This window comes from Streptomyces sp. NPDC048288 (assembly GCF_043201555.1).
GTDB lineage: Bacteria > Actinomycetota > Actinomycetes > Streptomycetales > Streptomycetaceae > Streptomyces.
Map to the genome: position 1 here is coordinate 131,861 of NZ_JBICZD010000006.1, position 13,141 is coordinate 145,001.

General features: G+C 74.1%; 12 protein-coding genes. 1 reads left to right on the forward strand and 11 read right to left on the reverse strand.

Annotated features, from left to right (window positions below):
• Nucleotides 1-6 precede the first annotated feature (6 nt).
• Genes ACGFZS_RS22550 through ACGFZS_RS22560 form a run of 3 tightly spaced genes read right to left on the reverse strand, consistent with a single transcriptional unit; the run spans nt 7 to nt 3,920 of the window.
• Nucleotides 7-705: a GvpL/GvpF family gas vesicle protein gene (locus tag ACGFZS_RS22550; RefSeq protein WP_393796654.1), complete on the reverse strand. Its 699-nt coding sequence runs from the start codon at nt 703-705 to the stop codon at nt 7-9.
• A 27-nt stretch (nt 706-732) separates the two neighbouring features.
• Nucleotides 733-2,580 carry a transketolase gene (locus tag ACGFZS_RS22555; RefSeq protein ID WP_393796655.1) on the reverse strand — a complete coding sequence of 616 codons (1,848 nt, stop codon included), beginning with the start codon at nt 2,578-2,580 and terminating at the stop codon, nt 733-735.
• A complete protein-coding gene (locus tag ACGFZS_RS22560; RefSeq protein ID WP_393796656.1) occupies nt 2,577-3,920 on the reverse strand; it encodes an NAD(P)/FAD-dependent oxidoreductase in 1,344 nt (447 codons plus the stop codon). The genes ACGFZS_RS22555 and ACGFZS_RS22560 overlap by 4 nt, the downstream gene beginning before the upstream one ends.
• 136 nt (nt 3,921-4,056) lie before the next feature.
• Between ACGFZS_RS22560 and ACGFZS_RS22565 the strand changes: the two genes are divergently transcribed.
• Nucleotides 4,057-4,407, forward strand: coding sequence for a VOC family protein (locus ACGFZS_RS22565; protein ID WP_393653595.1), 351 nt, complete (start codon nt 4,057-4,059; stop codon nt 4,405-4,407).
• Here ACGFZS_RS22565 and ACGFZS_RS22570 read toward each other — a convergent pair whose 3' ends face one another.
• The 8 genes from ACGFZS_RS22570 to ACGFZS_RS22605 form a co-directional block, all read right to left on the reverse strand.
• Nucleotides 4,408-6,324, reverse strand: a complete 1,917-nt coding sequence (locus ACGFZS_RS22570; protein ID WP_393796657.1) for a DUF5107 domain-containing protein — start codon at nt 6,322-6,324, stop codon at nt 4,408-4,410. It lies immediately after the preceding gene.
• 57 nt (nt 6,325-6,381) lie between these two features.
• Complete coding sequence (locus ACGFZS_RS22575; protein ID WP_393796658.1) at nt 6,382-6,945, reverse strand: GNAT family N-acetyltransferase; 564 nt, start codon at nt 6,943-6,945, stop codon at nt 6,382-6,384.
• A gap of 20 nt (nt 6,946-6,965) precedes the next feature.
• Nucleotides 6,966-7,211, reverse strand: coding sequence for a DUF1049 domain-containing protein (locus ACGFZS_RS22580; RefSeq protein ID WP_355719286.1), 246 nt, complete (start codon nt 7,209-7,211; stop codon nt 6,966-6,968).
• Nucleotides 7,212-7,271: 60 nt separating this feature from the next.
• Entirely contained in the window at nt 7,272-8,195 is a 924-nt protein-coding gene (locus ACGFZS_RS22585; RefSeq protein ID WP_393653602.1) for an LD-carboxypeptidase, read from the reverse strand.
• Complete coding sequence (locus tag ACGFZS_RS22590; RefSeq protein WP_393796659.1) at nt 8,192-10,123, reverse strand: LpqB family beta-propeller domain-containing protein; 1,932 nt, start codon at nt 10,121-10,123, stop codon at nt 8,192-8,194. Before ACGFZS_RS22590 ends, ACGFZS_RS22585 begins: the two co-directional genes overlap by 4 nt.
• 8 nt (nt 10,124-10,131) lie before the next feature.
• Nucleotides 10,132-11,436: a M20/M25/M40 family metallo-hydrolase gene (locus ACGFZS_RS22595; protein WP_393653606.1), complete on the reverse strand. Its 1,305-nt coding sequence runs from the start codon at nt 11,434-11,436 to the stop codon at nt 10,132-10,134.
• A complete protein-coding gene (locus ACGFZS_RS22600) occupies nt 11,429-12,262 on the reverse strand; it encodes a M55 family metallopeptidase (protein WP_393796660.1) in 834 nt (277 codons plus the stop codon). The genes ACGFZS_RS22595 and ACGFZS_RS22600 overlap by 8 nt, the downstream gene beginning before the upstream one ends.
• A gap of 148 nt (nt 12,263-12,410) precedes the next feature.
• The gene (locus ACGFZS_RS22605; protein ID WP_393796661.1) at nt 12,411-13,136 is read right to left on the reverse strand and encodes a class I SAM-dependent methyltransferase; all 726 of its coding nucleotides are present in this window, start codon (nt 13,134-13,136) and stop codon (nt 12,411-12,413) included.
• Nucleotides 13,137-13,141: the final 5 nt, after the last annotated feature.

Consider the following 13,141-nt stretch of genomic DNA (forward strand, 5'->3'; position numbering starts at 1 on the left):
GGCCGGTCAGTCCGGCTCGCCCGGTTCCGTGAACGAGTAGGCCGCCCAGGGTCCGGTGAGTTCCACGCGAATTCCCTGTCTCTCGCCCTTCGCTCGGTCGACCAGCTCCACGAATTCCTCGGAATCCGCACGCGGCACCAGATACGCCGCGTCGAGCAGGTTCCGCCCGGTAGTACCGGAATACGGCGCCTCATGCGGACGGTGCAGCCGGGAATCCTCGGCCCGTCGGGAAAGCCGCTCGTGCAGAATGCGGGCGAATTCCTCGGCGGGCCGGGGCGCGTTCCCGGGCGGGTTATCGGGCGGGTCGGCGTACAGGGCCACGCCCCACTCGACCCGTCCGTCGAGGCGGTCGAGGGTGCGCAGGAACTCGGCCTCGCGGGCCTCCATCATGACCCGTACGGCACTGTCGTCCCGGAAGACCGTGGCGAGCCCCAGCGGCAGGGGCGTGGTGACCGTGGTGAGCGCGTCGACCACCCCCTGGTGGGCGCGGGTGGTCGCGGCCAGCCAGTCCGGGTCCGCCAGCCGTGCGCGCAGCGGCTCCGCGGCGAAGTCCCGCTCCGGGACCGTACTCACGACGGCGACCAGGCCGTGGTGCCTGAGCAGGCCCGGCGGGGTGCCGGCCACGCCGGTGCACTGGGCCTGGAGGGCCGCCGCGAAGGGGCGGCAGACGGCGTACACGTACCGGAGTCCGCCCTGTGCGGTCATCGCTCCTCCTTCAGGTCACGTCGCCCGTCAGCGCACGATCGCCTCCTCGACCAGCAGCCGTCCGGCCGCCGCGATCGCATCGGCGTCGATGCCGGCGGCGTGCAGCTGCTGGTCGGGCGCGGCCGAGCCCGGCATGGTCCGTACGGCGAGCCGGACCAGGCGCGGTACCGGCCTGCCGTCGGCGAACGCCTCCGCGACCGCGTCGCCGAGCCCGCCCTCCTCGTGGTGGTCCTCGACGGTGAGCAGACAGCCGGTCTCCTCGGCGGCGCGGCGCAGGGTCTGCCGGTCGACGGGCTTGACGGAGTACAGGTCGACGACCCGGACCGGGATGCCCTCCTCGGCGAGCACGTCGGCGGCCTTCAGCGCCTCGTGCAGGGTGACCCCCGCGGCGACCACGGTCAGCCGGTCCTCCTCGGAGGCACGCAGCACCTTGCTGCCGCCGACCGGGAACTCCTCGTCCGCGCCGTAGATCACCGGGCCCGCCCCGCGCGAGGTGCGCAGATAGCGGATGCCGTCGAGCCCCGCCATGGTCGCGACGAGCCGGGCGGTCTGGTTGGCGTCGCACGGGTACAGCACGGTCGAGCCGTACAGCGAGCGGAACATCGCGAGGTCCTCCAGGCCCATCTGGGAGGGCCCGTCCTGTCCGATGGCCACGCCCGCGTGCGAGCCGACCAGGTTGATGCCGCTGCCGCTGATCGAGGCCATGCGCACGAAGTCGTGGGCCCGGGTGAGGAAGGCGGCGAAGGTGGCCGCGTACGGCACCCAGCCGCGGGTGGCCAGGCCGACTGCGGCGGCGACGAGTTGCTGTTCGGCGATGTAGAACTCGAAGTAGCGGTCGGGGTGTTCCTTCCCGAAGAGCTCGGTACGGGTGGAGTCGCCGACCTCGCCGTCCAGCGCGAGCACGTCGGCGCGGGCGTGGCCGAGCGCGACCAGCGCCTTGCCGAAGGCGTCGCGGGTGGCGACCTTGTCCCCCCTGTCGTAGCGGGGCAGTTCGAGCGGGCCGGTGGGCACGGAGTGCAGCGCGCGGGCGGCCGGCGGCTCCTTCACATGGACCTTGAGGTCCCGCGGGCCGCCCAGTTCGGCGATGGCCTCCTGCGGGTTCGGCAGCGGCTTGCCGTGCATGCCCTCGCGGTCCTCGACGGCGGCGACGCCCCGGCCCTTGCGGGTGCGGGCGAGGATCACGGTGGGCTGTCCCGCGGTGGCCACGGCCTCGCCGTAGGCCCGGTCGACGGCGTCCACGTCATGGCCGTCGATCCGCACGGTGTGCCAGCCGAAGGCCTGGAAGCGGCGGGCGTAGGCGTCGAGGTCGTGGCCGTGCCGGGTGGGGCCGCGCTGGCCGAGCCGGTTGACGTCCACGATCGCGGTGAGGTTGTCGAGGTGCTCGTACCCGGCGTGCTCGGCGGCCTCCCACACGGAGCCCTCCGCCAGCTCGCTGTCCCCGCACAGCACCCAGACCCGGTAGCGGCCGTGCTCCAGCCGTTTCCCGGACAGCGCGACGCCGACGCCGACGGGCAGTCCCTGGCCGAGCGAGCCGGTGGCGGTCTCCACCCACGGCAGCCGGCGCGGGGTCGGGTGCCCCTCCAGGTGGCTGCCGAGCTTGCGGAAGGTGAGCAGTTCGGCGTCCTCCAGGGCACCGACCGCCTTGTACGCGGCGTACAGCAGCGGCGAGGCATGGCCCTTGGAGAGGATGAGGCGGTCGTTGCCGGGGTGGGCGGGACGGTCGAAGTCGTAGCGCAGATGGTGGGCGAACAGCACCGCCATCAGGTCGGCGGCCGACATCGACGAGGTCGGATGCCCGGACTCGGCCGCGGCGGCCGCCCGCACGCTGTCCACGCGCAACTGCTGGGCGAGTTCGACGAGTTCGGCGGTGTTCATGAGGCTCCTTCCGAGGGAGTGTCGGTGACGGATCGGGGGGCCGCGGGCAGCTCGGGCGAGGCCGTGTCCAGGGGCACCGACCAGGACCGTACGAGGCCCAGCTGGACGCCCTGGCGCGGCAGCACGGCGTCCAGCAGCCAGTCGGCGGCGACCCGGACCCGGCCCGAGGGCATCGCCGCCAGGTGGTAGCCGCGGGTCACCAGCCCGGCGGGCAGCCCGGACAGCGGTACCCCGAGCGGGTCGGCGGCGGCCTGGACGCCCCCGAGGTCGACGACGAACCCCAGGTCACGATGGCGGTAGGGGCGCCGGTGCCGTCCGACGCCGAGCGAGGCGGCCACGTTCTCCGCGGCCACCCGCCCCTGCCGCCAGGCGTGCTGGGCGGTCATCGGCGTGAACGCCCCGGGACGCGTCAGGTCGGGGACGGCGGCCGCGTCCCCGCAGGCGAACACCTCGGGGCAGCCGGGCACCTGGAGGTACGGATCGACGATCAGCCGCCCCTGTTCCAGCGGCCGCCCGGTCCCCTCCACCAGCGGATCGGGCCGCACCCCCACACACCACACCAGGGTCCGGGACGCGACGAACTCCCCGTCGGAGAGCAGCACCCCGTCCCGGGTGGCCTCCTTCACGGAGGTCCCCGTCCGCACCTCCACGCCCCGTCGGCGCAGCACCCGGTCGGCCGTCCGGGACAGCCTCTCGTCCATCCCCGGCAGCACCCGGGGCGCCGTGTCCAGCAGCAGCCAGCGCGGCCGCACTCCGTGCGGCAGCCGGATCCGGCGGGCCAGGTCGACGGTGAGCATCCGCAGCTGGGCGGCGACCTCGGTCCCGGTGTACCCGGCACCGACCACCACGAAGGTGCACCGCGCGGCGGCGAGCCCCGGATCAGCGGCGACGGCGGCCAGCTCGATCTGCCGGATCACGTGGTCCCGCAGATACAGCGCCTCGGGCAGCCCCCGGAAGCCGTGCGCGTGCTCCGCGACCCCGGGAACCGGCAACAGTTTGTTGACACTCCCGACGGACAGCACCAGCCGCTCGTAGCCCAGACTGCCACCGGCCCCCTCGGGGTCCGTGTAGTGCACCGCCTGCCGGTCGAGATCGACCCGATCCGCCTCCCCGAGCACCACCCGCACCCCGCGCAGCTGACCGGAGAGCGGCACGGCGATCCGCCGGGGCTCCAGGATCCCTGCGGCCACCTGCGGCAGCAGCGGCAGATACAGAAAGTAGTCGGTCGGGTTGAGCACGACGATCTCGGCCCGCTCCCGAGCAAGCCGTCCAAGCGTCCGCGCCGCCCGATACCCGGCGAACCCGGCGCCGACGATCACAATCCGGGGTCGACGACTCACAGCACGCCTCCGGAAACACGACGAGGTCCAGGGCCCTCCCAGGTAACCGTAGGCGGCCCCTTCAAACACCGCCCGCCGGAACAACGACCGCAACGAAAACGGCGCTCCCCCGGGCCGCCCCAACTAGGCTCGTCGCATGGAGATTCTGGGCGCCTCCCTGCGCATCTGCGTCGACGACATCGAGACCGCGATCCCGTTCTACGAACGCCTCACCGGCGGCAGAGCCCTCCGTTTCGAACGGGGCGGGGTCCAGGTCGCCGCGGTCGGCTCCTTCCTGGTGATGAGCGGCCCGGAGGCGGAGCTGGAGGTGCTGCGCAAGGTGGCCGCGACGATCGCGGTGAAGGACGTGGAGGAGGCCCACCGCCTGCTCGACGGGCTCGGCGCCCGGATCCTCCTGGGTCCGGTGCCCACCCCCGTCGGCCGCACCCTGCTCGCGATGCACCCGGACGGCTCGATCTTCGAGTACGTCGACCAGAACCACGACTGATCAGGGGGTCCGCGGCCGCATCCGGAAGTCGTAGCGACCGGGCAGCGGCTCGTCACCGAGCCGCTGCCACACCCGGCCGACCGGATCGGTCCCCTCCCGCAGGTCGGCGACCTCGAACCCGGCCTCGAACACCGCCGCGGCCTCGGCCCGCCGCCCTTCCGCGAGCAGCAACTCGGCCTCCAGGAGCCGGAAGCGGCCCCGCTCCCGGGTCGCGGGCAGCAGCGCCTCCCACACCACGCGGGCGTCCGCGACCCGCCGTACCCGCAGCAGCGCTTCGAGGGCCTCACGGCCGAGCGCCGCGCAGGCCGCCGTCCAGGCCTCACCGTCGTCGCGGCGCTCCCGGCACAGGTCGTCGAAGGCGTCGGCGTACCGTTCGGCGGCCCGCTCGTGGTGCCCGTACTCCTGGTCGGCGACGGCGAGACAGCGCAGCAGCGGCCACAGGGACGGAGCGAGCGGGAGGGCGCGCTCCCAGCTGCGGACGGCCTGGGCCCGGTCGCCGGCGTGCCACTGGGCGATGCCGAGGTGGTACTCGGTGTGCGGGGTGGCGGGGGCCGTCTCCAGCATGTCCCGCCAGTGCGGGGCGACCAGGGTCGGGCCGGGCGGCCGGACCCGGCGGGGCTCGGGCAGGGTGCCGGTGCGCAGCAGCTCCGCCCAGGGCGCCTGCTCCTCGCCCAGGGTCGACCCGGCGAACGGGGTGCCGGGCAACTTCCAGTCGCCGCGCAGCACTTCGAGCGCGCCCCAGCCGGATCCGGTGGCGAGGATCTCGCCGGGTTCGGTGTCGGCGTACGGCTGCCAGGCGGCCCGGGCGGCCTCGAACCCGGCCCGGGGCAGGGCGAGTTCCAGCTCCTCCTCGACCCGCTCCGGCGCCGCCGCCAGCGGCCCGTACGCCTCCAGCCAGGACACCTCGCTCTCCGCCTCGATACGGACGTGCTCCAGCTGGGTGCGGGCGAGACCGGCCTGGATCTCGCGGTAGCCGCCGCTGCCGGGTGCGGTGAGCCACTCCTGCCAGCGCCGGCCACCGGGACCCGAGCCCCACACGAACTGCTTGCGGCCGCGCAGTTCACCGGTCGAGGTCTGCACCAGCCCGTGCCCGTCGGTGTCCAGCGCGGCGATCCAGCGGCGCCGGCCGTCCGGGATGTCGTAGAACCAGTCGGTGGCGTAGGGGGGTTGGGTGTCGTACGACGGAACGGGCGCCCTCCGCAGCCGTCGCTCGGGCCCGAACTCCCAGGCCTGCGTGGCCGGGACCACGACCCGGCGGTCCTCCGGTACGGCCGTGTTGGACCACCAGTAGGCCGGTACCGGGTGTTCGTGCGGGTTGCGGACGCGGACGCCGGCGTAGAGGAAGTCGGAGCCCTCCGGGAGCCAGAGGTCGACCTGGAAGGGCAGGTCGCGCAGTCGCTCCCACTCCCAGAGGCGGAGCATCTCTCCGCCGTCGGGGGCGGGGACGCGGGCCGCGTGCAGCGGGGCGCAGGAGAGGGCGGTGTGCCCGGTGGCGCCGATGTTCCATTCGATGCCGCCTGCGTACCAGGCGCCGTTGAGGGCGAGGTCGGCGGGCTGGAACACCGGGTTGCGGTAGAGGAGTTCGCGGCCGGTGGGCAGGTGGACGAGGGAGGCGACCCGGCCGCCGAGGCCGGGCAGGACGGTGGCGCGCAGCCGGTCGTTCTCGATGACGAGGGCGTCGAGGGCCCGGGGTGCCCGGGTTCTGCCGTAGCCGTCACGGATGCGTACCGGCAGGAGGCTGCGCAGCGGTTCGTAGCCGATCTGCCGGGCGGTGTCCGGTGGCAGGTCCTCCCGGTCGCGGTCGTCGACCCGGTGGAGTTCTTCGAGGGGGCGGAGCGGGGGCAGCGGGTTGTCCGGGCCCAACTCCGCCGCGGGCAGGGTCAGTACCTCACGTCGGATCCTCGTCACGATCACCATGGAACCCGCAGCGGGGTGAGTCGGCCAGGGGCGCTGCCGGTCAGGATTGCGCAAAGGTCAGTCGGCGGCGCGCATCTCCGCGGTGATCGCCCACCGTTCGTGGTCCCGCCAGGCGCCGTCGATGTAGATCATGTCGGGCGAGAAGCCCTCCAGCCGGAACCCGGCGCCGCGCGCGAGCGCGATGGACGCGGTGTTGCCGGGCTGGACGTTGATCTCCAGCCGGTGCAGCCGCATCGGGCCGAAGGCGTGGCCGACGACCAGCCCCATCGCCTCCCGCATCAGCCCGCGCCCGGCCGCGTGCGCGAAGACGCCGTAGCCGAGGGCACCGCACTGGAAGCCGCCCTCGACGATGTTGTTGATGTTGATGAACCCGGCGAGGGCACCCCCGTGTTCGCCGGCGTCCTTCTCGCACACCAGGAACCCGGCCTTGCTGCGGTCCTCGATCAGCCGTCCCGCGTAGCCGGCGTAGGCCGCGTCCGTGGTGGGCGGGAACAGCCACGGCTGGTGCAGGTCCTTGCTCTCCCTGGCCCGGGCGATGAACTCGGCCCCGTCCTCGTAGGTGTAGGGGCGGATGCCCACACGGGGGCCCTCGGCGAGGTAGCGGGAGGCGATGTGCGGCATCCGGCCACCCTAACGCCGGGTCACCGGCGGCGGCGCGTGAAATAGGAGCCGCACAGGGCGCCGATGAGACCGGTGGCGAGCAGCGCGATCCACAGGGGTGTGGTGACCACGGGGACCAGCAGCCGGATCCGGGTCGCCCGGGTGTTCCCGAAGATGAAGACGAGGCCGAGGATCCCCAGCACGAGCACCGCGATCCGGCCGGGGGTCATCAGCACCCCGCGCCGCCCACCGGTCCGCTCCCGGCTCTCCGAGGTCTTCGGGCTCATACGACCAGAGTGCGCCCGGGGCCCCCGCCCCGCACGGCGAGCGACCCGTCATCGGCGGCCTCAGCGCAGCGCCGGCTCCAGCAGGGTCAGCGTGCCCGCGTCCGCGTCCAGCTCCGCCGGTACACCCAGCGGCATGGTCAGGGCGGCCTCGCAGTGGCCGAAACCGAACTCCTCCAGCACCGGCACACCCAGGCCGCCGAGCCGGTCGGCGAGCATCGCCCGTACGTCCTCGTACGGCCCGCACCGGTCCCAGGAGCCGAGCAGGATCCCGGCGACGCCGTCCAGCCGGCCGGACCGCAGCAGCTGCGTGATGCTGCGGTCGAGGCTGTACGGCTGCTCGCCGACGTCCTCCAGGAGGAGCAGTCCGCCGCGGGCGCCGGGGTGGGTGTGCGGGGTGCCGAGGCCGGTGGCGAGCAGCCGCAGGCAGCCGCCGACGGTGACGCCCCGGGCCCGGCCGGGCACCAGGGCCGTGCCCCGGCCGGTGATCGTGCGGACCGTCTCCGGGGCGAACAGGGTGGCCCGCAGGTGCTCCTGCGCCTCGGCGCTCTTGACGAAGTCGGCGCCCGCGGCCACCGGTCCGTACAGGGTGGCGAGCCCGAGCCGGGTCGCGAACGCCTCGTGCAGCACGGTGGCGTCGCTGAAGCCGACGAACACCTTCGGCCCGGCCGCCCGCATGGCCTCCCAGTCGAGCAGGTCGACCAGGCGCTGGGCGCCGTAGCCGCCGCGGGCGCAGAGCACGGCGGAGACCGACGGGTCGCACCAGGCCCGCTGGAGGTCGGCGGCACGGTCGGCGTCGGAGCCCGCGAGGTACCCGAGCCGCCCGTCCCTGGCGAGCACATGGGGTGCCACCACCGGGTCGAGGTCCCAGCCGCGCAGGATGTCCAGGCCCGCCTGGAGCCGTTCCTCCACCACCGGCCCGCTGGGTGCCACCACGGCGACCCGCGCTCCGGCCGCGAGCCGCGCCGGCCGTGTCGGTTCGGTCACTTCACCAGCTCCAGCTCGGGGATCCCGGGCACGTCCAGCCCGAACGCCTGAGCGTACAGGGCGAGCTCGGCCTCCAGCGCGCGCACCAGGGTCTCGGCCCGGCGGAAGCCGTGGCCCTCGCCCTCGAAGGTCAGGTACGCGTGCGGCACGCGCCGTCCGTCGAGCCGGGCGAGGAGGCGTTCGCACTGCGCGGGCGGGCAGATCACGTCGTCCAGGCCCTGGAGCAGCAGGAAGGGCACGGTGAGCCGGTCGGCGTGCGCGACGGGCGACCGCTCGGTGTAGCGCTCGGGCACCTCGGCGTGCGGCCCGATCAGGGATTCCAGGTAGCGGGACTCGAAGTCGTGGGTCTCCCCCGGACCCCAGGTGGACAGGTCCAGGACGGGGTAGGCGATGGTGCCGCAGGCGTAGACGTCGGTGCCGGTCAGGGAGGCGGCGGCGGTCCAGCCGCCGGCGCTGCCGCCCCGGATCGCGAGCCGGGCCCGGTCGGCGGTGCCCTCGGCGGCGAGGGCGAGCGCGACGGCCGCGCAGTCCTCGACGTCGACCACGCCCCACTGCCCGCGCAGCCGGTTCCGGTACTCCCGTCCGTACCCGGTCGAGCCGCCGTAGTTGACCTCGGCGACCCCGATGCCCCGGGAGGTGAAGTAGGCGATCGCCAGGTCGAGGACGAGGGGCACCCGGCTGGTGGGGCCGCCGTGCGCCCAGACGACGTACGGGGGCAGCTCGCCGGCGGGCGCGGTGTGGCCCGGGTGGTGGGGCGGGTAGACGTGTGCGTGCACCTCGCGGCCGCCGGGTCCGGCGAAGGTGCGGACCTGCGGTTCGGGGTAGTGGGCGGGGTCGACCGCGTCCTGGTGCGGGGCGCCGACGACCCGGGCGCGGCCGCTCGCGGTGTCGAGTTCGATCACCTCGTAGGCGGTGCGCGGGCTCGCGCCGACCGCGAGGACGCGGCTGCCGTGCACCGCGAGGGTGGGCGCGAACTCGGTCCACGGCCCGGCGGCGTCGGCGACCTCGCCGGATTCCGGGTCCAGTATCCCGAGCGCGGTCGGGCCACGGCCGTGGACGACGGCGATCAGCCCGTTGTCCAGCGGGGCGAACCAGCGCTGGCCGAGCTTCCAGAGCGGCCCGGCGAACTCCTCCTCGCGCGGGCAGAGCGGGGTGCCGTCCCGGTAGAGGTTCCACCAGCCGCTGCGGTCGCTCGCGTACAGCAGCCGGTCGTCGGCCGACCACTCCACCTGGGCGACGGCCTCCTGCGGGCCGCCCGCCACCGTACGGACCGCGTGCAGGACGCCGTCCTCGCCCACCTCGCCGACGAGCAGCTCCGTGCCGTCCCACGGCATCCGGGGGTGGTCCCAGGCCAGCCAGGCGGCCCGGCGGCCGTCGTGCGAGATCCGGGGTCCGGTCACGAACCGGTGCCGGTCGTCGGTGAGTTCGCGTACGGCGGCCCGGTCCCCGGCGGCCGACCCGTCCAGCGGTACGGCGGCGAGCACCCGGCGCACCTCGTCGGGGCCGTCGCCGGTGAACTCCTCCAGCACGCACCAGACTTCGTCCCGGTCGGGCGGCAACTGCGGCTGGGCCCAGCGTGGTCCGGGCGGGGTGAGCGGGCGGGGCTCGCCGCCGGGCTCGTACGCGTACAGCCGCTGGTCGTCGAAGTGGACGAAGACGAGGAGCCGCCGTCCGTCGGCGCGCACGGCACCGGCCCAGGGGTGTCCGCCGTACTCGATGACCCGGCTGCGGACGTTCCACGGCGCGGGCAGCGCGGACGCGCCGGTGGTCCCGCGCACCAGGGTCCGGCGGCCGCCCTCCGCCGGGCGGGGTTCGGTCCACCAGGTCTCGTCGCCGACGAAGCCCACCCACTCCGGGTGGCCGTCGTGGGCGGCGGCCAGGGCCGCGTCGACGGGCGAGGGCCAGGAGCCGTACGGCTTCGTCTCCACCGGGTCTCCTAGGCCGTGCGCAGGAAGCGGTCGAGGACCCGGACCCCGAAGTGCAGGGCCTCGACGGGGACGCGTTCGTCGACGCCGTGGAAGAGCGCCTGGTAGTCCAGGCCCTCGGGCAGCTTCAGCGGGGCGAAGCCGTAGCCGGTGATGCCGAGCCGGGAGAACTGCTTGGCGTCGGTGCCGCCGGACATGCAGTACGGCACCACCTGCCCCTCGGGGGCGAACTCCTCGACGGCGGCGCGCATCCGGGCGTACGTCGGGGTGTCCAGCGGTGCCTCCAGGGCGACCCCGTGGTGGTGGAACTCCCAGTCGACGTCGGGGCCGGTGAGCTGGTCCAGGGTGGCGCGGAACTCGTCCTCGGTGCCGGGGAGAAAGCGCCCGTCGACGAAGGCGACGGCCTCGCCGGGGATGACGTTGACCTTGTAACCGGCGTTCAGCATGCTCGGGTTGGCGCTGTTGCGGACGGTGGCCTCGACCAGCTTGGCGGCCGGGCCGAGCTTCTCCAAGAGCACGTCGGCCTGGTCCAGCCTGGCCTCGATGCCGTAGAGCGCGGCGAGTTCGGTGAGGGCCGCCCGGACGGTCGGGGTGAGGCGGAGGGGCCACTCGTGCTCGCCGATGCGGGTGACGGCGGCGGCGAGGCGGGTGACCGCGTTCTCCTTGTTGACCTTCGAGCCGTGTCCGGCCCGGCCGCGCGCGGTCAGCTTGACCCAGCCGGTGCCGCGTTCCCCGGCGGCGATGGGGTACAGCCGGCGCCCGGTGCCGTCGTGGAAGGTGAAGGCACCGGACTCGCTGACGCCCTCGGTGCAGCCCTCGAACAGCTCGGGGTGGTGGTCGGCGAGGAAGCCGGAGCCGTCGACGGCGCTGGCCTCCTCGTCGGCGGTGAACGCGACGACGACGTCCCGGCGCGGCCGGACCCCCTCCCGGGCCCAGGACCGCACCACGGCCAGGATCATCGCGTCCATGTTCTTCATGTCGACGGCGCCCCGGCCCCACACCACCCCGTCGCGGACCTCCCCCGAGAAGGGGTCGACGCTCCAGTCGGCGGCCTGCGCGGGCACCACGTCGAGATGGCCGTGGACCAGCAGCGCGTCCGCGCCCGGATCGGTGCCGGCGATCCGCGCGACGACGTTGGTGCGGCCCTCGGTGCGCTCCAGCAGGACCGGTTCCAGGCCCGCCCCGGCCAGCTGCCCGGCCGCGTACTCGGCGGCGGGCCGCTCCCGGCAGGCGCCGTCGCCGAAGTTGCTGGTGTCGATCCGGATCAGGTCGGACGTGAACCGGACGACCTCGTCGAGTGCCTGCTCGTCAGCCATACTGCTCCTCCACCGCGGCCGAGACGATCGTGGTGACCGCCTTGAAGGTGCGGATGCCTTCGTACATGGTCGCGCTGGTGTACGCGACCTTGCGCTCGCCGGTCCGCTCGACGCCGGGGACGACGGTGGCGGAGAGGGCGAGGTGCTCGGCGTCGAACTCCAGGGCGACGGTGAACGGCCCGCCGCTCACGGGCTCGTGCCGTACCGCGAGCCGGGCCGCGTCCTTGGCGGCGGCGCGGATGTCGCCGGCGGTCCGTGCGGGTGTCCGGCACACCGCCGCGTACCTCGACACATGGTCCTTGACGGCGACCTTGAGGGCCTCGGGCGCGTAGCCGAGGGCGTCCTCGCAGGCCAGGTCGTCGCCGGTGAACAGGACGACGGGGACGCCGTACTCGGCGACGACATGCGCGTTGAGCAGGCCCTCGCTGGCGCGGACGTCGTTGAGCCAGACGCCGGTGACGGAGTTGGGGAGGTAGGTGTGGGCGAGGACGCCCTCCATGCCGGCGCCGGTGTGGTAGCCGATGAACGCGATGCCGTCGATGTCGCCGTGCTGCACGCCCTCGACCATGGAGAGGGTCTTGTGGCGGCCGGTGATCATCTCGGCGCGTTCGTCGAGCTGCTCAAGGAGCAGGTTGCGCATGCTCCAGTGGGCCTCGTTGATGAGGACCTCGTCGGCGCCGCCGTCGAAGAAGCCGAGGACGGCGGCGTTGACGTCGGAGGTGAACATCGGCCGGCACCGCTCCCACTGCGGTGTCCCGGGCAGTACGTCGCCGGGCCAGGTCACCCCGGTGGCGCCCTCCATGTCGGCGCTGATGAGGATCTTCATGGTCCGCCACGTTACGCGTCGCGGGCCGGGGCGGCCATGGTGCGACAGGCGGGTCTGCGACCGTCCAGGTGACGGTTTGGACCCGTGCGGCGGGCCGGGCGCGAGGGTCTGCCGTACCGGGGACCGGCAGACCCCGGCGCCCGTCCGGTCAGTTCTCCCGGCCGGCCAGCACCCACTTGGAGGGCAGCACGATCGGTTCCCCGTCCGGAGTGAACTCGGTGGTGGTCAAGGGGAGTTCGCCGCTCGCGAGGACGCTCAGGCCGGCGTTGCGCAGGTACTCCGGTACGGCGTCGTCGGCGACCTCGCCGGGGGCTATGCCGTGCCGGAAGATCGGGGCGAGCTTGGGCGGCGGGCCGGCCGGGCTCTGGGCGAGGCCGCCGAGGACGGGCCGGGCGGCCTCGGAGAGTTCGACGAGGAAGACCCGGCCGCGGGCGCCGACCAGGGTGGCTATGGCGTCGGTCAGCGGCTGCCGGTCGTCGGGCTCGCACTGGTGCAGGACGCCCCGCATATAGACGTTGGCGTCGCCGAGCTCGGCGTGCAGCGCCTCGGCCTCGGTCTTCTCCGCCGCGTCGAGGACCCGGTAGCGGACCGCCTCGGCGGGGTCGGCGTGACGGGCGTGCTCCAGGGCGGCCTCGGCGATGTCGACGCCCAGGACGCGCGGGAAGCGGTTGGCGAGGAAGCGGGTCTGGGTGCCGTTGCCGCAGCCCAGGTCGACCAGGGGCAGGCCGGGATCGGTGAGGTGGGGCTCGAAGAGGGAGACGTGGACCGCGGCGGTCACGTCCGGTTCGGCGTCCCAGAACACCGCCCCCGGCTCGTCCGGCGCCTCGCGCCAGAACCCCTCCCAGGCATCCCGGTATCGACTCGTCACGCTCATGTCCA

Excerpts from the sequence above, each read along its gene's own strand:
- ACGFZS_RS22550 (WP_393796654.1), bottom strand. The coding sequence starts at position 705 with ATGACCGCACAGGGCGGACTCCGGTACGTGTACGCCGTCTGCCGCCCC.
- ACGFZS_RS22555 (WP_393796655.1), bottom strand. The coding sequence starts at position 2,580 with ATGAACACCGCCGAACTCGTCGAACTCGCCCAGCAGTTGCGCGTGGAC.
- ACGFZS_RS22565 (WP_393653595.1), top strand. The coding sequence starts at position 4,057 with ATGGAGATTCTGGGCGCCTCCCTGCGCATCTGCGTCGACGACATCGAG.
- ACGFZS_RS22570 (WP_393796657.1), bottom strand. The coding sequence starts at position 6,324 with ATGGTGATCGTGACGAGGATCCGACGTGAGGTACTGACCCTGCCCGCG.
- ACGFZS_RS22575 (WP_393796658.1), bottom strand. The coding sequence starts at position 6,945 with ATGCCGCACATCGCCTCCCGCTACCTCGCCGAGGGCCCCCGTGTGGGC.
- ACGFZS_RS22580 (WP_355719286.1), bottom strand. The coding sequence starts at position 7,211 with ATGAGCCCGAAGACCTCGGAGAGCCGGGAGCGGACCGGTGGGCGGCGC.
- ACGFZS_RS22595 (WP_393653606.1), bottom strand. The coding sequence starts at position 11,436 with ATGGCTGACGAGCAGGCACTCGACGAGGTCGTCCGGTTCACGTCCGAC.
- ACGFZS_RS22600 (WP_393796660.1), bottom strand. The coding sequence starts at position 12,262 with ATGAAGATCCTCATCAGCGCCGACATGGAGGGCGCCACCGGGGTGACC.
- ACGFZS_RS22605 (WP_393796661.1), bottom strand. The coding sequence starts at position 13,136 with ATGAGCGTGACGAGTCGATACCGGGATGCCTGGGAGGGGTTCTGGCGC.